Origin of the sequence: Frankia umida, from assembly GCF_023242945.1 — a bacterium.
Taxonomy (GTDB): Bacteria; Actinomycetota; Actinomycetes; order Frankiales; family Frankiaceae; genus Frankia; species Frankia umida.
In genome coordinates, this window is record NZ_JALKFT010000013.1 from 53,623 (window position 1) to 71,325 (window position 17,703).

Sequence of the window (17,703 nt, forward strand, 5' to 3'; positions counted from 1 at the left end):
GGGGCGTCCACGAGAGTGGCCACGGGCACGAAGTGCCCAAGGCCATGTGCATTGTCCTGCCCACCAGCGTGAACGGCGGGGCCCGGCCGGGGTCACGGCGATGGTGGACGGCATCCGGGAGCGACCGTCTCCTTCACCCCTGCGCCAGGCCATCGGCGAACAGATTGCCTACATCTTCTGGTGCTGACCCGGGCTCTTGCTGCTGACCCGGGCTGCCTGTGGCGATCGTGGGCGTCCTCCGAAGCCGCCGCCCAGTACATCCGGTGAAGCGGATGCGGTTCACATGGCCGCAACATGGCCGTCCGGCCGGGCTCGAACCGACTGTCGAGATCCTGACCAGCACCGATCCATTGTGCCGAATCTCAACACGATAGACCGCGAACCGCATTCACCCAGGTCAGAGACTTGATCAAAAAATGGGTGGACCAGGTGTACCAGCATACGAACCGATCGATCTTGGCTGCAGGCCCTGACATCACCGTCCGACCGGTCGCCGCACGCACCCTGACCAGGGGCGATGCTCGATGAGCGCGCCCGCCGGAAAATCACCTAAAAAATCGAACGGATATTCCGTATATCTGGCGGTTCCAGCGGGACGGCGCGTCTGCCGACCGTGATCGCGTGTGGGGGCGGTCGGGTCGGCGGTCCTCAGCCGATGACGAGCCGTTCACCGCCGAAGTCCGCGATGATCTCCAAGTGCCCCCCGAGCGCTTTGACGTAGGCGGCCAGGGTGCGCAGCTCGCTGGCATCGACGCCTGCCCGCTCGATGGCGGAGACACGTTCCTGCCGGACGTGCATGCGATCGGCGAGGTCCGCCTGGGTGAGGCCCAGGCGCCGGCGCATCTCGGCGAGCCGATGGGCGCGGTTCTCCGCCACGAGCCGCGCCGCTCCCGCCTCGACCTCGCGGCGGTCGCCTTCCTCGGTGGAAGAACTCTTTCAGGAAGCCGTCTCTGTCGTACCCGTGGGCGGTGCTCATGCGTCACGCTCCTTGAGGTGGAGGGCGTAGCGGGCCTCGGCCAGCGGGATCGCCCTGTCGTACCAGGCTGATCACTGCCCGGCCTTGTCTGCGGCGACGAGCAGGACCGCACGGCGCTCGGGATCGACGATGAGCAGGATGCGGAATCCGCCCGTGTCAGCTGGTTGGGGGTGCCTCGTAGAGCTGGTCGAGGGTGACGGCCGAGACGCGGTCGTCCGTGGTGGCGGTGACGGACGGGTCGAAGCCGGCGCCGCTGTAGCAGGTCAGGATGGTGTCGCGGGTGTCGTAGCCGCGGGCAGCGAGCAGGTCGCGGGCGCGGCGGAGTCGGTCGACGTGGCGGGAGTCCATGATGTCGCCCCACTTCGCCTCGCCGAGGGACAGGACGCGGCGGGGTTCGCCGGGCACCGGTGGGGCCAGCACGGCCACGTCAATCTGGATCTGGGTCTTGCGCGCGGGGTCGGCAACGACACCGGCGCCGACCTCGCCGGGGAACTCGCCCAACCGGTCGGACGGGGCGAAGGCTGCGTGATCGCGACAGAGCTGCTCGAAATGGGGGCCAAGGACCTGCGCCAAGAAGCGAGGGCGAACGTCACGCCAGACCCCGGCGCCCCGGCCGCTCTCCAGGAAACCCCAGCGTGGCCTCATGACGACCTGGTAGAAGACGATCAGCGGCTCGGCGATCCGGTACACCGCCCGGCCCTGGCGGAACAGGTCCTCCTCTCTGCGTAGCAGCCCACAGTCCTCCAGGACGCCCAGATGATGGGAGATGTCGGTGGCTTTGCGGCCGACGTAGCTCGCGATGCCGCCGCGAGTGCTGGAACCACCGGCGACAGCGGCGAGCACCGAGTGGTACGTCGCCGAGTCGCGGACGCCGGCCTCCTCGTCAAGCAGGTAGCGGGCCTCCCGGAACAGCGGGCTGCCCGGGTTGAGGACCGTCCGCAGGACCCAGTCGTCGAAGTCACCGGGGCCGGCGGGGACATCATTGTTGACGAACCTGCGATAGGCCGGGGTGCCGCCGACGACGGCGTGCTGCGCGACCCCCAGCCGCGGATCCGTGATGCCCCAGAACCGGGCCGCCAAAGGGTACTCGAACGGGTGGACCACGACTTCCAGGTTCGCCCGGCCGCGCAGCGGCGCGCTGCCGGCCAACAGTCGGCCCATCACCGACAGCGCCGAACCACACAGCAACAGCGATACTCCCGGCTTGCCCCGCTGCGCCGCCGATGCCGCCCGGTCGAACTCCCGCTGCAGGATCGATGGCAGCGCCGGCGACACCACGCTCAGATAGGGAAACTCGTCGATCACTACCGGGCCCGTCAGGGTGGCACCGACCGAGAACAGGTACCGAACGGCCTCGTCCCAGGTCGCGAACCGCGGCGGCGTCGGCAGCCGGGTTGCCTCGGCGAGCGCGTCGGCGAACAGCGCCAGCGACTCGGTCTCGGTCGCCTCGGTGGCGCCGAAATAGAGCCCTCCGGTCTGGCGGGCCAGCGCCTCCAGCAGGAACGTCTTGCCCTGCCGCCGTCGCCCGCTGACCACCCCCAGCTGGGCGGGCCCACCCACCCGGGCCGCGAAGCGCCCCAGGTGGCCCCACTCGAAGTCGCGGTCGAACACCTGCGCAGGCTTCTCGATCACGTCCGCCACTCCCCGGAAAGTATAACCGTACTTCTAAGAAGTGTACTTCTAAGAGTGTTCCCCGCATGGCTTCCAGGCACATATTTGATCATGGATGTGCTGGATTCACGCCGCCCAGGGCATCGTCAGGCAGGCGGCAGCCACACAAAGATCACTGGCGCTGTAGCACCAGGGCAGGTCGATCTCCTTGGCTGCGTGGAGCGCTCGCGGGAGCTGGCTGTCGGGTAGGTACGGCAGGAGATCGGCCAATGCCCTGCTTTCCCAAGGCCGCGTCGATCGATATGGTGACTGTCAGTGCCTCATTCATGGCGATTGCGTGCTGGTCGGCGGCGGTGAGGTGGGGAAAGAGCGCCGTCAGCGCGTGGGCCTGTCGTACGTGCGGTCCAGACCTTGGGCGGCGGCAAAGCGGGCCGTGCTTCTCCTGCTCCAGATGATCGGTCTCTTTCGGGAGGCGACCGCCTGCGGCTTGATCTCCATCGACGCTCCTCGGCTGCCGACCGCGAAATCCACGCCAGCATCGCACGCGACATGCCTCTCAGCCTGCCCAGCCGATTGGGCGGAGTCAGAGCCGTAGGCCGTGCCGTGCGGGGGTGCGGTGGGTCCGCTCGCCGGTCGGCGTGGCGGTGGGGCGCCGGTTGCCGAGGCATGCCTGGTTGATATCGGTTGACGGCCGACCGAGCAGGTAGCCCTGGCCGTAGCCGATCCTGGCGTCCACGACCGCATCGAGTTCCGCGGTCGACTCGATCCCTTCGGCCACGACATGTCCGCCGATCTCGGCCGCGAGCTTGGCCAACCCGGAAGCCACGATCTGCCGTGCAGGATCAAGCTCGATGCCCCGGATTATAAGACAATCGATCTTGATGATTTCCGGTCGCAGTTTCAGGAGCTCTTCCAGCCCCGAATAACAACTTCCGACGTCGTCCACCGCGATGTGGGTTCCACGACCCCGGAGCTCATCAACGGCGAGCAGCATCTCGTGGTCGCCACAGATCTCTTCGCGTTCGGTGATCTCGACTGCCACGCACTGTGGTGTTCCTGTATTGACGACCAGGTCGATCAGCTCGCTGGTCACCGTGGCAGGCGACGCGTTCACCGAGAGGATGACGTCGGGCGGCAACTGTGGCAGTACGCGCAGCGCGTTGCGGACGGCCGCCAGTTCCAGTTCGCGGCCCAGCCCCGCGCCGGCCGCGTCGGCGAACAGCTCTTCCGGTCCTGGCAGGCCAGTGGGAAATCGGGCCAGCGCCTCGACTCCCACGGTCTGCCCGGTTATCAGGTCCGCGACCGGCTGGAAGGCCATCCGAGGTCCGCCCGCGTCGAGCACCTCCCGGACCTGCCGCCAGACCGCGTTGCGCTCATCCCACAACCGGCGAAGATCGATGACGAACTCGGTGAGGAACGACGCGAGCATTCGGAGGAATCCGGCGTCGCGCTGGCGCAATGATGGGCACGGCTGCCGGCCCACGCAGCCGACCATGCCGTAGACCTGTCCGGCGGCATCCGTGACCGGAGTCGCCGCGTACGAGCGGATTCCGAACTCGGCCACCACCGGCAGGCTGGAGATACGTGGCTCGGCCTGCACGTCCGGTATGAGCGAGGGAAGATCGCCGCAGAGGACTTTGGAGAACAGCGACTGATCACGATGGACGCTCGAGCCGAGGCTCAGACCGAAGGCTCCCAGGTCGCCGCTGGCCATTTGCACGACGAGCAGGTCCCCGTCCACCCGCCCGAGCCAGGCGAGATCCATACACAGGCGGTGCCGCAGGAGATCAAGGAGGTCGACCAGGACTGTCCAGGGCTCCGGTACCTCGCGCCTGGGCCCAAGGCAGGAGAGGCGACGCCGTGAGATCGGGTCCATTTATCTGGGCTACCCGTGCGTTGGAGGCGCACACACCAGAAAATCCGCGTGCGGCTTGACCGTTGGCAAACCTGTGCATAGCAGGTGACGACGGGCTCGTAGCCGCTGCGGGCAATGGTCACCGCGCTGCCCTGTGGGGTGTCAGAAGTGGGTCTGGGCCTGTGAGCTGGGGCGATGCGGCCGTACGGGGTCGGCGGCATGATGGTCAGGTATGTCCATTCGCCTGCTCTATCTGGTCTTCGTGCGGGTGTGCGGCTGGCTGGTCCTCCTCGGCCGTTCGTCAGAGTCCAAGAACATCGAGCTGCTCGTGTTGCGCCACGAGGTCGTGGTGCTGCGTCGTACCCAGCCCAAGCCGCGGTGGGACTGAGCGGACCGGGCGGTCCTCGCCGCACTGATCAGGCTCCTCCCCACGACGCTGCGAGCCCACCGGTTGATCACCCCGGGCACCGTCCTGCGGTGGCACCGCCGTCTGATCACACGGAAATGGGCCTACTCGCGGCGGAGGGGCCGACCTTCGGTCAGCGCGGAGATCGTCACCCTCATCGACCGGTTCGCGACCGAGAACGCGACGTGGGGGTACCAGCGGATCCAGGGTGAGCTCCTCAAGCTCGGCCATCGGGTGAGCGCGTCCACGATCCGCCGGGTCCTGACGTCCCTCGGGTTGCCACCGGCGCCCAGGCGGCAGACCGACACGACCTGGCGGCAGTTCCTGCGCACCCCGGCCTCGACGATGCTGGCCGTGGACTTCTTCCACGTGGACTGCGCCGTGACGCTGCGGCGGTTGTACTGCTTCTTCGTCCTGGAAGTCGGTACCCGCACCGTCCACGTCCTCGGAGTCACCGCCCACCCCGACGGACCGTGGACCACCCCACAAGCCCGGAACCTTCTCCTGGACCTCGGTGACCGGGCTGCCGACTTCCGGTTCCTGGTCCGTGACCGGGCCGGACAGTTCACCACCTCCTTTGACCCGGTCCTCGCCGACGCCGGCATCACCACCGTCAAGATCCCACCCCGGGCTCCCAGGCGAACGCCTACGCGGAACGGTTCGTCCGAACCGTCCAGACCGAGGCCACCGACCAGATACTGATCTTCAGCGAACGGCATCTGCGCACCGTCCTGGCCGAGTACGCCGCCCACTACAACGGACAACGACCCCACCGCGGCCGCGACCTTCAACCACCCCGGCCCGACCACCCCGTCGCCGACATGGCGAAGGAGCGGATCACACGCCGGCCCGTCCTCGGCGGCCTGATCAACGAATAAGAACGAACCGCCTAAAACCCCACGTCAACACCGGTGGCCGAGTTCTGGCACCCCACAACCGGGGTTCGAAGATCCCGCTCCCGTGGACAGCGACAGCCGTCCCAGTCTGACCCCACGGCACGAGCTTGTGGAGAGCCGGATGCTCGGGAACGGGCACGTCCGGTTCGGCGAGCGGTCTGGAGAAACGGACTGGCGGCAACGTCAGCACCGCGCTCCAGGCCGACTCAACACCCATGTGAAGGTCGCCGGCCGCTGGACCTACGACAAGGCCCCCGTCCACCCCGGCTCCTCGACGAGCTCCTGCCCGAGGCCTGCCACGTCGACGCCGCGCGCGAGAACAACCGAATCGAAGCCGACCACAGCCGCCTCAAAGCCAGACTCCGGCCCATGCGCGGACTGAAACGCCTGCGTTCCACCCAGACGATCAGCGCAGGGCACGCGTTCGTCCAGAACATCCGCCGCGGCCACGACGAACTCGGAATCGACACCGACCCGCACGCACAGGTGACGGCCACGTTCACCGAGCTCACCCTCACGATCTGATCACCCGCTCGACAGGGTCAACCATGCCTCGCCGTCCCCCAATGCAACAGCCCGCCTTCGCCCGCTGATGGCCGCCTCCGGCAACGTCGCGCCCAGGCTCCTGAGCGGGCCGGCCAGCCAGTCCCTCCACCATTGGCAATCAGCGTCGATGCCCGGGAGGGGACCGATCAGACGTCGTCTCGAAGTTCTCGGACGAACCGTTCCAGACCGGTGACGAACGCCCGGGCCTCGGCGGTCGGCCAGTCCGTCAGCCGGCGGGTCAGCGCCAGGGCGAGCCGCTGCCGTAGCAACGAGACGATCTTCTCGCCGTCCTCGGTGAGGACGAGCAGGGTGCCGCGTGCGTCGTCGGGATCCGGGCTGCGCCGCAACAACCCTCCCTCCTCCAAGCGGCTCGCGTAGCGGCTGACTCCGGACCGGTCCAGGCCGATCTCGCGACCCAGCCGACCGGCGGTGGTGGGACCCATCCGGGCCAGACCGCTGAGCAGGGGATACGAGGAGACGTCGAGGCCCCGCCCAATGCCAGCGACGAGATCCGTGTACAGCCCCAGCCTCGTCCGTCGCTGGAGCAGCTCGCCCAGCCCTGCTTCCAGGCGCTCGCCCAAGTCGTCTCCCACCTCCCCAGATTAGCGTGCGTTTCACACGCATCTCAGGTACGGTGCGATGCGTGCGATTCGCACGCTCCTGGCGGAGGAACGGAGGGGTAAGGAGTGCTTCAGCAGATCGAGGCCGAGCCGGCCCGACCCGAACCCGTGGTGGATACCCGGCGTCTCATCATCGCCTTGCTGTTCGGTGCGGTCCTGCCGCTGCTGGACGCGACCATCGTCAACGTCGCGATCGATCGGCTTTCGCTGACCTTCGACACCGCACTGTCGACGACCCAGTGGGTGGTGACCGGCTACGCCATGGCCGCGGCCATCGCCATCCCAGCCACCGGTTGGGGAGTCGCCCGCTTCGGCGGTCGAAAGGTGTGGATGACCGCGCTAGGTGTTTTCCTGGTCGGCTCGGTCCTGTGCGGACTGGCCTGGAACGTGGAAAGCCTGATCGCGTTCCGCATCCTGCAGGGTATCGGCGGGGGAATGACGATGCCGGTACTGCAGACCGTTCTCATCGGCGCCGTCGGGCCCGAGGGAGCGCGGCGGGCGATGGCCACCATCGGCATCCCGGCCGTGGTCGCACCGGTCGTCGGACCGGCGGTGGGCGGCCTCGTGCTGGCCCACCTGAGCTGGCGATGGATCTTTTTCGTCAATGTTCCCATCTGTCTGATCGCGCTGCTCCTCGCGGCAACAACCCTGCCCCGCGACACCCCCACCCACCGGGGCTCCCTCGACGTCAAAGGGCTGCTGTTGCTTTCCCCGGCGCTCGCCCTGCTGGTATACGGACTGTCGGTGACCGGTGGCCCCGACGGGGACACCATGCGGGCGATGTCGACGATCCTGGCGGGCGCCGTCCTGCTCGCCGGGTTCATCCGGCACGCGCTGCGGGTGCCCGCGCCGATGGTCGACGTCCGGTTGTTCGCCCGGCCCACGTTCGCCAGTGCCGGCGCCCTGATGCTGTTCGCCGGGATCTATTTCTACGGCGCACTGATCCTGCTTCCCCTCTACTACCAACGCGTGCTCGGCTACTCGACGCTCGCCACCGGAGCGGTCCTCGGACTGCAGGGAATCGGCGCCCTGCTGGCCCGCTCCGCCAGCGGTGGGCTGACCAGTCGACTCGGTGTTCGCACGGTCGTCCTGGCCGGGCTTGGCCTGGCTGTGCTCGGCACCCTGCCGTTCGTCGCCACGCACGGTGATCCGAACCCGTACCTGCTCGGAGCCGCCCTGGTGATCCGCGGCGCCGGAGTCGGCATCGTCACCGTTCTCATCCTCGGCGCGGCCTACCACGGAATCGACCGAGCCCAGATATCCCACGCCAGCAGCGCCAGCCGCATCCTGCTGCAACTCGGCGCAGCCCTGGGCATCGCCCTGGTCAGCGCCGTACTGGAATGGCAACTGAACTCGATCGACGACGGCAACGGGGCCGCAGCGATCCAGCCGGCCTTCGGCCATACATCCTGGCTGCTGATCGCCAGCGCCCTGGCCGGTGTGATCCCCGCCCTCCTGCTGCCAGCAAAGGCGGCGACCCATGCATGACCCCACCACTGCCCCTCAGAACGACCTGTCCACCCGTGCTGATCGTCTTCGTCATACCGCAGGCATTGACTGCGATCACGAGAAATGGCGGGTAACGAGCCGTGAGGTCGACGTGCTCGCGAAACTCGCTGCAGGCTGCACCAGCCAACAGGCAGCAGCCGAGCTGCATCTCAGCGTCCACACCGTGATCCGTCATGTCAGTAACATGCAGGCCAGATCCGGTGCGCCGAACCCAGGGCCTCGGCAAAGTTGTCGGTTAGCAAGCAAGCTTCATGATCGTCTTTAGGGGTCGTTCGGGGCGGCGGGCGTGATGACGGATCCCTGCGGCGATGTTCGTGACGCCGGTCAGGCGCAGGATCGCGATCGCGAGGTTGCGCAGGCTGGCCATGACCTGGGGTGCGTTACCGGTCCGGACCTGGCTGAGATCCTCACCGAAGGTGACGTCGCGGACCCGTGCGCCATGAGGCGCTGGTGCCCCGCCCCCGTGCCATCCCCAGCACCCAGCTCAGCTCGTCGTGCGACGGCCGGTCCGCACGCCGACCAGCATGTTTTACGCCGTGCGATGACGAGATGTGTCGCGAAATGACAGGTGTCACCGCGCTGTTCGCGGCCACACCGCGGCCACAATGATCGTGAATGGGTGGTGCGGGGGCCGGGGGGGGGGGGGGGCCCCCCCCCCCCGCCGGGGGGGGCCCGGGGGGCCGGGCCCGGGGGGGGGCCCCCCCACCACCCGGACGATCAGGACGGTCCGAGGTGCCGGATTGGCAGCCGTGAGGATGTCGGTTGGCTCCCGCGACTGACGTCGCGTTCGACTTGTCATCGGGGGGGCGCTACTCGGCTCGCGGACCCGCTTCGGACATACCACCCCCGCCCTGCCGTTTTGTACGACGGCGCTGTTGCGTTATGGGGGAGCTGGGCATGCCAGCGGCCGGGGGAACTGCCGGTCAGACGGCTGCGGCGAGTTCGGTGAACGCGGCGGCCAGCCGGAGCTGTGGGTCGGTGTCGGCGGCGAGCTCGTAGTGGCCGCGGCGGATGTTCTGCACGAGGGCGTGTCCGGCGCTGAGGGTCTGAACGGAGCGGAGACGTTTCAGTCCGCGCATCGGCCGCAGCCGTGCTTTCCACCGGCCGTGGTCGGCTTCGATTCGGTTGTTCTCCCGGGCGGCGTCGACGTGCCAGGCCTCGGGGAGCAGCTCGTCGAGGATCCGCGGGTAGACCGGGGCCTTGCCGGTGGTGACCTCGACCGGGCGGCGCCCATGCGTCGGCGCTCGGACGAAGAATCGCCGGGTGGCGGCCTGGTCGCGTCGTGCGCTGGCCAGGACGTCGATGACCTGGCCGTGCTGGTCGACCGCCCGGTAGAGGTAGGTCCAGCGGCCGGAGACCTTGACGTAGGTCTCGTCGATGAACCATCTGTCGTCGGGCCGGTGCCGGCACGGCCGGGCCGTGTCGACCAAGAGGGGTGTGAAGCGCTGCACCCACCGGTACACCGTGACGTGATCAATCTCGATGTCCCGCTCGGCGAGGAGCTCCTCGACCTCCCGGTAGGACAGCGCGAACCGTAGGTACCACCGCACCGCCAGAACGATCACCTCGGGCGGGAAGCGGAACCCGGCGAACTCCGACGTCGGAGCCGGTGGACGGACAGGACGTCGACGCATGATCCGATCATGACTGATCGGCAGCCGCACGATGGCGGACTTCGCCGATGCAACAGCGCCCGTCGCTCTATATTGAGGTGTGAACACAACGGTGCCCCCGGGGGACTACAAGTGGATCCTCGGGTTCTCGATGGTCAATCTTGTGGTGGGCACCGTAGGGTCCGCGGTCGTCCGCCGGCGGTGCGGTGACACGGCGGCGGACACCTTCCAGCGTCGCACCGGCACAGCGGTTGCCGGCGTGTTCACCGTGTGGGCGGCAGTGTTCTGGGGATTCATCTGGGCGGCCTTCGGCGCGGGGCTGTTTCTGGTATCGCACCTTGTCGAGCGTTACCGCCGTCAGCGAGCACACACGGGGAAGCCGCAGAATCCTGACGCGCATTCGGAGATACTCCGTGACCATCGGGCCGTGGAGGGCCCGCGTTCGGCATCAGCGTGCGCCGTAGACCCATCGGATGACCCGCACCAATAATGATCGCGGCGGGGTGGCGGTCCGCGCACGCCCCGTACCCGGATGGTCAACCAGCCGACCGCGGCCGTCGACGGCGTGATTCTGGCGCCGGCCATCCCGGGGGCAGACTGGGCGCGTATTTCGCGGGGTCGGGCGTTGTGGTGGCGGTTGGTTCAGCGGAAGATTGGTTGGATATTCGGTCGAGCGAGAAGGTGCCCCTGGCCGTAGCAGATTCCGGCGTTCTGGACGGCGGCGAGTTCGGCGGAGGTCTCGATGCCCTCGGCGATGATCGAGCTGTCGATCTCCTGACCGATGTACACCAGCGCGATCGCGGTGGCCCGGCGGACGGGATCGGTGTTGATGCCATGGATCAGGCACCGATCCACCTTGATCACTTCGGGGCGAAGATTGACGAGGCGTTGCAGCCCGGAGTAGCCGGTGCCGATGTCATCGACGGCGATCCTCGCTCCGAGGTTGCGCAGTTCTCGTGCTGCCTGCAGTACTGCCGGGTCCTCGAAATTGCTTTCGTGTTCGGTGATTTCTACGACGAGACGGCTGAGATCGGCATGGGCTGCGCTGGTGATCAACAGGTCGATCAGGCCGCCGACAAGAGTGCTCGGGGACACGTTGACCGCCAGCCGGGCTGATGGGGGACCCCGGCGCAGCACGGGGAGGGCCTTGCGAACGGCGGCCAGTTCCAGCTCGATCCCGAGTCCGACGCTGGCTGCATGGGCGAACCACTGTTCGGGATCGGTAGCGGAGGTGGGAAACCGGGACAGTGCCTCGACTCCGGCGGTGGCACCGGTGCGCAGATCAAAGATGGGCTGATACACGAGGCTGGGGCCGCCGTTGTCAAGAACACGACGGACTGCCTGCCACCTGTGGCTGGAGCGCTCCCACATCTGGTGCAGATCGCGGACCGAAACACCGAGCAGATCGGCGACCATGGTCAGTATCTGGGCGTGTCGGGCGTCCAGATCAGGGCGGGGATCGTGCGCGAGACAGCCGACGGTTCCATAGATCTCGCCGCTGTCGGTGTGGATCGGCGCGACCGCGTACGCGCCGATCCCGAGTGCAGCCACGACTGCCAGCCTGGAGGCAAGAGGATCCATTCGCGTGTCTGGCACGCAGGACGGCCGGGTGGGCGTTGGTTCGCCCTCGGGCCACACGGTGACCGACCCTGGGCCGAGGCCAAAGCCGGCTCCGTCACCGTGGCAGGCCTGCAGAACGCTCCGGTCACCCTCCAGTCGAGACATCCAGGCAAAATCCATCCCCAACTGCCGGCGCAGAACACCGAGCAGGTCCACCACGGCCGTGTCCGGATCCCGAACATCCACGCGCGTTCCCGGAACCGATGGACCGACCATCGCCATCCTCACCACCCCACCATGCTCGGATCCCAGCCAATTCGCACCTCCACTCCATACCCGACAGGCCAGGCTGGGCCCTGTCCGTGATGGTCGAAGCGTGCCCTGGGAGACTGCCGAAAAACGTGAGACCGCGCCGGGATCGCCCGCTTCTGTCGCAATCTGACTGTATGGGATGACCAGATAAAGGATCTTAGGGACTATTTTTCGACAGGCTCCTGAAGTGGTATGGCAGATTTTTATGACAAGTGCGGAATTAAACCATCGTGTGGGGCTCCAGAATCCCGATTCGGCCTGTGAGCTGGCCTTTTGCGGTTGATGCGGTCTTCACCGGGAGGTGTCAGGCGGCGTTGCGGTACTCGTTGATCAGCCCGCCGAGGATACGTGTGCGACGGATGGTGGACTCCGACGTCGGGGTGACCACGGGTGGCGAGTCGGGCGGGTGCTGGCCGAGGGAGCGGTGAGGCCGGTGGGTGTTGACATGCTCGGCGTAGCTGTCGAGGACCGACGTCAGGTGCCGTTCGGAGACGATCAACAGCCTGTCGGTGCATTCCCGGCGGACGGTGCCGACCCAGCGTTCCGCGATCGCGTTCGCCTGCGGGGCTTGTGGCGGTGTGCGTACCACGTCGATGCCGGCCCCGGTGAAGACAGCGTCGAAGGAAGCCGTAAATTTCGTGTCGCGGTCACGGAGGAGGAACCGGAATCGGTGGCTGCCCTCCTCGAGATTCATCAGCAGGTTCCGTGCCTGCTGGGTGACCCAGGCCGTGGTCGGGTGCTTCGTGATCCCGAGGACATGGACATGGCGGGTGGCGTGTTCGACGACGAAGAACACGTGGATCCGTTGCAGGAACACGGTGTCCACCGTGAAGAAATCGCAGGCCAGCAGGCCAGGAGGCCTGGGCGCGCAGGAACGTCCGCCAGGAGGCGTCGGCTCGCCGCGGCGCTGGGTCGACGCCGGCGCGGTGCAGGATCCGCCAGACGGTGGCGACCCCGACCGAGTAGCCCAGCCCGATCAGTTCTCCCTGGATCCGGCGGTGGCCCCAGGTCGGGTTCTCCCGCGCGAGTCGCAGAACCAGCTCGCGGATCTCCCGGCGGACCGGTGGCCGACCGGACGACTTCCGCGGGTAGGTCCATGTGCGTGCGAGGAGCTCACGGTGCCAGCGCAGCACGGTGGTCGGGGTGACGAAAAACGAACCCCACCGAGCCCGGGACAGGGCTGCGAGGATCACCCGATCCGCGGGTTCCAACGTCGGACGGTGGACAGACCTGCCGTCGCAGCACCGCCACCTGGTGTCGCAGGACAAGGAGCTCCACCTCCTTCGCGGTGTCCCCACGCATCCGGAGCAGCATCAGCCCGAGAGCGTTGCGTGTCAGGGCGTAGAGCAGGGACCACACCATGACCATCCAGCCTGCCCGACACGGGCCCCGTACCGCAGGCAAACATGCAGGTCACCGCCCAAATCGGGGTTCTGAAGCCCCACAGGAAGCGGCAGCCCAGCCGAACGTCACGATCCAGGTCCTACCGTTCGCGGTCGGCGGGCACGCCGCGCTCGGCACCTCCTTCACGCATCTCGGCTTCCCGGACCCGGATGATCCAGAAGTCGTCTACGTGGAGGTCCTCACGGGCAGCCTGTACGTCGAGAAGCCCGAAGAAGTGCGGCAGTATAGAGACAAGCTCGACCATCTCCGAGCCCTCGCGCTCACCCCGCACGACTCCACCGAGATGATCACGAGCGTGGCAAGGGAGCAACCATGACACCCAAGATCGAATTCGACCGGGACAGCCTCGTCTGGAAGCTGTCCAGCCACACCAACGGCAGCGGAGCCTGCGTCGAAGTCGCCGTCCTCCCCCAGGACGGACGGGCCCTGCGCGACTCGAAGGACCGCACCGGCCCCATCCTCGTGTTCACCGCCGCCGAATGGGCCGCCTTCACCAGCGGGCATCCGCGCCGGAGAGTTCGACAGCTAACGGCTATCGGCATCCTCGCTGACCTGATGAGCTTGCGGCAGGCGGCTCCCGCGGCCAGATGGGCGCCACCGTAAGATCACTTTTCCTGGAGGGGCCAGATCGTGCCGGGGACAGCGTGCCGGCAGCCAGTCATAAGCAGCGTCACCCACGCCAGGGTCTCTATCAGCGGCCACCTCTGGGGAGGCCCAGGTGCCGGTGCGGACCGTTGCAGCCCTTGTTCGCTGTGGACGCGGTCGGTCTGACCGCGGTCGAGTTGGAGGCGCGGCGCCGGTGGGCTGCCCTCCGGTCGAGCTTGGGCAGTCTTGAAGCCAGCGTCCGATGATCTCAGTGATCGGCAGTTGGGACCTCATCCGTCCGTGGTCGCGGTCTGCTGGATGACGAACCGCGACCACGGGCAGGTGAATATACGGGGCCTATAGGTTTTGGCGCGAGTCGGTCACGCGGTGGTCGCCGCCCACGGTCGAACCGGGCCGTTGGTGGGGCACGCCCACCAGGCCTGCCCCTTGTGAACCTCCGGTCGCATGGGGTGGGAATGGCCTGGACAGGGCGGGACCGCGTCGGAGACCCCCTCGTCCGCGATGGCGTCCTGCAGCCACTCGGCGAGATTGACCCTCAGCTCAGCCGGCTCCGTTGTCGGTAGCACCCACAGCAGGGACTCGGCGTCGGTCTTGTGTCCGCGGGCTGAGACCGACCATTCGCTGGCCCAGCCGGCGAGCTCTGAGTCCAAGATCGGTAGGCCGAGCCGACGGCTGGCGTCCGCCGCGGTGAACTTACGTTCTTGTAGCCGGGTCCGCGATCGGTCCAGCTCGCTGCGGGCCGGAGTGCCCACCGCCACCGAGAACCGTGTCGATGCCGGTCGCAGTTCCTCCAGCGCCGCGGTTACCGCGTCTGTCACCCGCTGGTGCGCGGGCTGCAGACTGGCGGTTAGGTCAGCTCTCGGTTCAGTCGCGGCGACATCGTCAAGGGACACATCGGACACGGTGGCCCAGGCTACGGACGGCCGCTCGGCCTCATCTCGCTCCATCTAGAGAACATAGTCCGCGTAGACGTTGATCTGGCGGACGGAGCGAGGTCCAGTCTGGAACTGGACACTTATCCACAGGCTGAGGGGCATCCCGATCCGCCCGCGCAGGTAGTGATCGGTCGGAAAAACTTGGTCGTCGGCGTAGGTATACTTCGACATGCTCGAATGGAAGGTATAGTCACACGAGGTGTTTGGGTGGGTGTCTTTATAGCGAGTCATGCGCTTGAAGACCGCCGCCCGCGCGAATTCGGATGCCTTGTGGTAGCTGCAGGCGTTCCGCTGGGCGAATGAGAGCTGGAAACCCCACTGCATGGTGAGTCGTGACATGTTCGCGTAGTTGACCTGTGAGGTGAACTTGCCGGTCGCGCTGCCGTACAGGCTACCCCCTTCGGCGTATGGGCTGGACGGCGAGTAGTAGTGGAAGAAGAATAGCTCGGGATCGGCAACGACAGGATAGGTGGCGCCTGTGTGGGTGACGTGGAGTACCACCGTGTGCCCATCAACGGTGAACGATGCCGGGAGCGCCTTGTGCTGCGCGTCGTACGCCCAGGGCGCGGCGATGCGTGCGAGGGGGAACCGACCGCCGTCAAGGTCGACGTGACCCCATACGATCAGACTGCCGTCGGTCTGCGGCTCGATGACCGCTCCCGACGGCAGGGAGAGGTCATATCGGAACTCGGTGGGTGCGTCCGGGCCGCTGAGGACGCTCAGGAAGCGGGTAGCACCATCCGCCACGGTCTGGATGGCCTGAGAGGTCGAGGCCGCGGTGTTCTGGTAGACGACCAGCCCAGGTTCGGCGACTACGCCATTCTCGGCGCCGTCCGCGCTCGGGATATTTACCCCGATCGTTCGGCTCGCCACGGACGGCGGCGTGGCGGCGAGGTCGTCCGCCGTCGGCGGATCCGGCGCCACGGGCTCGTCCGCGGTCTGCGGCTCTTCCTCGCCCGCCGGCGGTTCGAGCGCCGCCTCGGGGTCGTCTACCTCGATGTCACGAACCGACGAGTGGAATGGGACGCTGGTTGCATCGTCTGGCGCCAGGACGGCTGTCTGCTCGGGGTCGAGAGGAGCGTCGATGTGGGCGCCGAGGACATCGGAAACCTCTACCGATACCTGGGGTAGCTGAATGTTCGGTAGCTCGATGTCGGGCAGATCGATCTCAGGCAGGTCGACCGTGGGCAGGGTCGGATCCACTGCCGGCGGGTCGATCTGCGGGAACGCCGGACCTGAAGGTGGCGGGGGCAGGTCGACGTTGACCGCTCCTGTATGGGCGATTCCGGGGACCGCAGCGTCAATCGCCGAGAGAACCTCCGCTGCCGTCGCCCCGTCCTCGCTCCCGCCGTCCGCCTGCGCCGCAATCGGATTCAGCCCCGTCACCACCAAGGCGACAAAAGCCAGTAGCAATGGGCACAGAATCCGCATTCGTTTGGCGTGATAGCGCCGCATCTAGCCTCCACGTAGGTGCGACACGTTTCGCAGCTCTGGAACGGCAAAAAGGCCGGACCCTACTAAGCCCGCGAAGGGAGCCATGTCCCGATGACTCTTCGTGTGCGACGGACTCTAGCGGGTATGCGTAGCTAGGTGCACCACCTTTCCGCTGCTTCGTTGGATCACCCAAGCGAGTCGACGACGGTCGCTGTCGTGAGCGGGTACCTCTTCACTGTGATCGATAAGTGCAATGAGCAGGGGAAGTGGCACTGAGGGTGCCGACTCCGTTGTTCTGTAAGTGAAAAATTTCAGCGTGTAGAGGTGAGGAAGGTCATAGATCGTGTGCTCGTGGTGCGCTGCCTGCGGACGCCATGGTCGCCCGCTGCTGGCGGTGTCGAGCTCTCTGCGCTGCGCAAGCGCCTTCACGTGACGCTCGGTTCCCGTCGGTAGACGAGTGAGTTCCTACCGCCACAGACTCAGGTACTCCGCAGCCGAGGCGGGGTTGCGGTTCCACTCCCGTAAGCCGGAGCCGACGTTGGTCGTCGAGTAGTCGTCGAAGTAGCTCTCGCCACGCAGCGGCCGCCCACCGTCGGGCAGCCTTGTTGTTCCACAGGCGCGTCAGGAAGGCGTGCATCCACCGGATGTAGGCCGGGTGTCGCCGCCGCCGGCCTGGCTCACGGTGCTCAGGCCCCACTCGGGCGGAAGGAGGGGCACGCCCTGCTGGCGGGCGCTATGCGGTCGATGCCGCGCGGGTTGTCAGGTCGAACCACCCGGTCTGCCAACGGCGAGACCTCTGGTGGTTCCTTCGCTGGGCGGATGAGCTACAGGTCATCCGGGGGATAATTGGCGAGAGCGCGACGAATCGCGACCGTGTCGGGATGGTCCTGCCCGAGGATCTCCAGGCGCCGGGCCAGCACCTCCTCGTTCAGCCCCCGGGCCGCCGGATAGTCACCCATCAACCGCAGCGTGACAGCGAGGTTCTCGGCGGCGCGTAGCGTGTCGGGATGGTCCTCCCCGAGGATCTCCAGGCTCCGGGCCAGCACATCCTCAATCAGCCCCCGGGCCGCCGGATAGTCACCCATCGACCCCAGTACGCCGGCTAGGTTCGCGGCGACAGTCAGCGTGTCGGGATGGTCCTGTCCGAGGATCTCCAGGCTCCGGGCCAGCACATCCTCGATCAGCCCCCGGGCCGCCGGATAGTCACCCATCGACCACAGTGTGGAGGCGAGGTTCCCGGCGGTGCGTAGCGTGTCGGGATGGTCCTCCCCGAGGATCTCCCTACGGCGGGCCAGCACCCCCTCCTCCAGACTCCGGGCCGCCGGATAGTCACCCATCGACCGCAGTGTGGAGGCGAGGTTCCCGGCGGTGCGTAGCGTGTCGGGATGGTCCTCCCCGAGGATCTCCCTACGGCGGGCCA

At 67.1% G+C, this 17,703-nt stretch carries 14 protein-coding genes and 3 pseudogenes; 6 read left to right on the forward strand and 11 right to left on the reverse strand.

Translation table 11 applies throughout. From position 1 onward, the window contains the following. Window positions 1-648 precede the first annotated feature (648 nt). From MXD59_RS14435 to MXD59_RS14445, 3 genes are all read right to left on the reverse strand, one after another. Window positions 649-876 carry a helix-turn-helix domain-containing protein gene (locus MXD59_RS14435; RefSeq protein ID WP_248825264.1) on the reverse strand — a complete coding sequence of 76 codons (228 nt, stop codon included), beginning with the start codon at window positions 874-876 and terminating at the stop codon, window positions 649-651. Between the two features lie 256 nt (window positions 877-1,132). Further along, window positions 1,133-2,608, reverse strand: coding sequence for an AAA family ATPase (locus tag MXD59_RS14440; protein ID WP_248825265.1), 1,476 nt, complete (start codon window positions 2,606-2,608; stop codon window positions 1,133-1,135). A 562-nt stretch (window positions 2,609-3,170) separates the two neighbouring features. After that, window positions 3,171-4,352 (reverse strand): sensor domain-containing phosphodiesterase, encoded by a 1,182-nt coding sequence (locus MXD59_RS14445; protein ID WP_308301708.1) that lies wholly within the window; start codon window positions 4,350-4,352, stop codon window positions 3,171-3,173. Window positions 4,353-4,674: 322 nt separating this feature from the next. On the opposite strand from MXD59_RS14445, the pseudogene MXD59_RS14450 reads away from it, so the two are divergent. Beyond that, window positions 4,675-5,726 (forward strand): annotated as a pseudogene (locus MXD59_RS14450) (integrase core domain-containing protein). A gap of 201 nt (window positions 5,727-5,927) precedes the next feature. After that, window positions 5,928-6,269, forward strand: a pseudogene (locus MXD59_RS14455) (DDE-type integrase/transposase/recombinase); the annotation flags it as partial. 167 nt (window positions 6,270-6,436) lie between these two features. On the opposite strand, the gene MXD59_RS14460 reads toward MXD59_RS14455, so the two are convergent. Then, window positions 6,437-6,883, reverse strand: coding sequence for a MarR family winged helix-turn-helix transcriptional regulator (locus MXD59_RS14460; protein WP_248825267.1), 447 nt, complete (start codon window positions 6,881-6,883; stop codon window positions 6,437-6,439). Window positions 6,884-6,976: 93 nt separating this feature from the next. On the opposite strand from MXD59_RS14460, the gene MXD59_RS14465 reads away from it, so the two are divergent. Both MXD59_RS14465 and MXD59_RS27350 read left to right on the forward strand, forming a co-directional pair. Beyond that, window positions 6,977-8,398: a DHA2 family efflux MFS transporter permease subunit gene (locus MXD59_RS14465; protein ID WP_248825268.1), complete on the forward strand. Its 1,422-nt coding sequence runs from the start codon at window positions 6,977-6,979 to the stop codon at window positions 8,396-8,398. Further along, window positions 8,391-8,684, forward strand: a complete 294-nt coding sequence (locus MXD59_RS27350) for a LuxR C-terminal-related transcriptional regulator (protein ID WP_372512079.1) — start codon at window positions 8,391-8,393, stop codon at window positions 8,682-8,684. The genes MXD59_RS14465 and MXD59_RS27350 overlap by 8 nt, the downstream gene beginning before the upstream one ends. Here MXD59_RS27350 and MXD59_RS26485 read toward each other — a convergent pair. From MXD59_RS26485 to MXD59_RS14480, 4 genes and pseudogenes are all read right to left on the reverse strand, one after another. Next, on the reverse strand, window positions 8,655-8,786 hold the full coding sequence (locus MXD59_RS26485) for a hypothetical protein (RefSeq protein WP_283096901.1): 132 nt from the start codon (window positions 8,784-8,786) through the stop codon (window positions 8,655-8,657). The genes MXD59_RS27350 and MXD59_RS26485 overlap by 30 nt on opposite strands. Before the next feature lie 556 nt (window positions 8,787-9,342). Next, the gene (locus MXD59_RS14470) at window positions 9,343-10,053 is read right to left on the reverse strand and encodes an IS6 family transposase (protein WP_248825269.1); all 711 of its coding nucleotides are present in this window, start codon (window positions 10,051-10,053) and stop codon (window positions 9,343-9,345) included. A 621-nt stretch (window positions 10,054-10,674) separates the two neighbouring features. Then, the gene (locus MXD59_RS14475; RefSeq protein WP_248825270.1) at window positions 10,675-11,811 is read right to left on the reverse strand and encodes a sensor domain-containing phosphodiesterase; all 1,137 of its coding nucleotides are present in this window, start codon (window positions 11,809-11,811) and stop codon (window positions 10,675-10,677) included. A gap of 397 nt (window positions 11,812-12,208) precedes the next feature. After that, a pseudogene (locus MXD59_RS14480) lies at window positions 12,209-13,308 on the reverse strand (integrase core domain-containing protein). Here MXD59_RS14480 and MXD59_RS14485 point away from each other — a divergent pair. Beyond that, complete coding sequence (locus MXD59_RS14485) at window positions 13,265-13,624, forward strand: Scr1 family TA system antitoxin-like transcriptional regulator (RefSeq protein ID WP_248825271.1); 360 nt, start codon at window positions 13,265-13,267, stop codon at window positions 13,622-13,624. The pseudogene MXD59_RS14480 and the gene MXD59_RS14485 overlap by 44 nt on opposite strands. After that, a complete protein-coding gene (locus tag MXD59_RS14490) occupies window positions 13,621-13,911 on the forward strand; it encodes a DUF397 domain-containing protein (protein WP_308301709.1) in 291 nt (96 codons plus the stop codon). The genes MXD59_RS14485 and MXD59_RS14490 overlap by 4 nt, the downstream gene beginning before the upstream one ends. A 362-nt stretch (window positions 13,912-14,273) precedes the next feature. On the opposite strand, the gene MXD59_RS14495 is transcribed toward MXD59_RS14490, so the two are convergent. The 3 genes from MXD59_RS14495 to MXD59_RS14505 form a co-directional block, all read right to left on the reverse strand. Further along, window positions 14,274-14,732, reverse strand: a complete 459-nt coding sequence (locus MXD59_RS14495) for a hypothetical protein (RefSeq protein WP_248825272.1) — start codon at window positions 14,730-14,732, stop codon at window positions 14,274-14,276. Window positions 14,733-14,861: 129 nt separating this feature from the next. Beyond that, a complete protein-coding gene (locus MXD59_RS14500) occupies window positions 14,862-16,304 on the reverse strand; it encodes a hypothetical protein (RefSeq protein ID WP_248825273.1) in 1,443 nt (480 codons plus the stop codon). Window positions 16,305-17,107: 803 nt separating this feature from the next. Continuing rightward, on the reverse strand, window positions 17,108-17,703 hold a 596-nt coding region (locus MXD59_RS14505; protein WP_248825274.1), incomplete at its 5' end, for a tetratricopeptide repeat protein.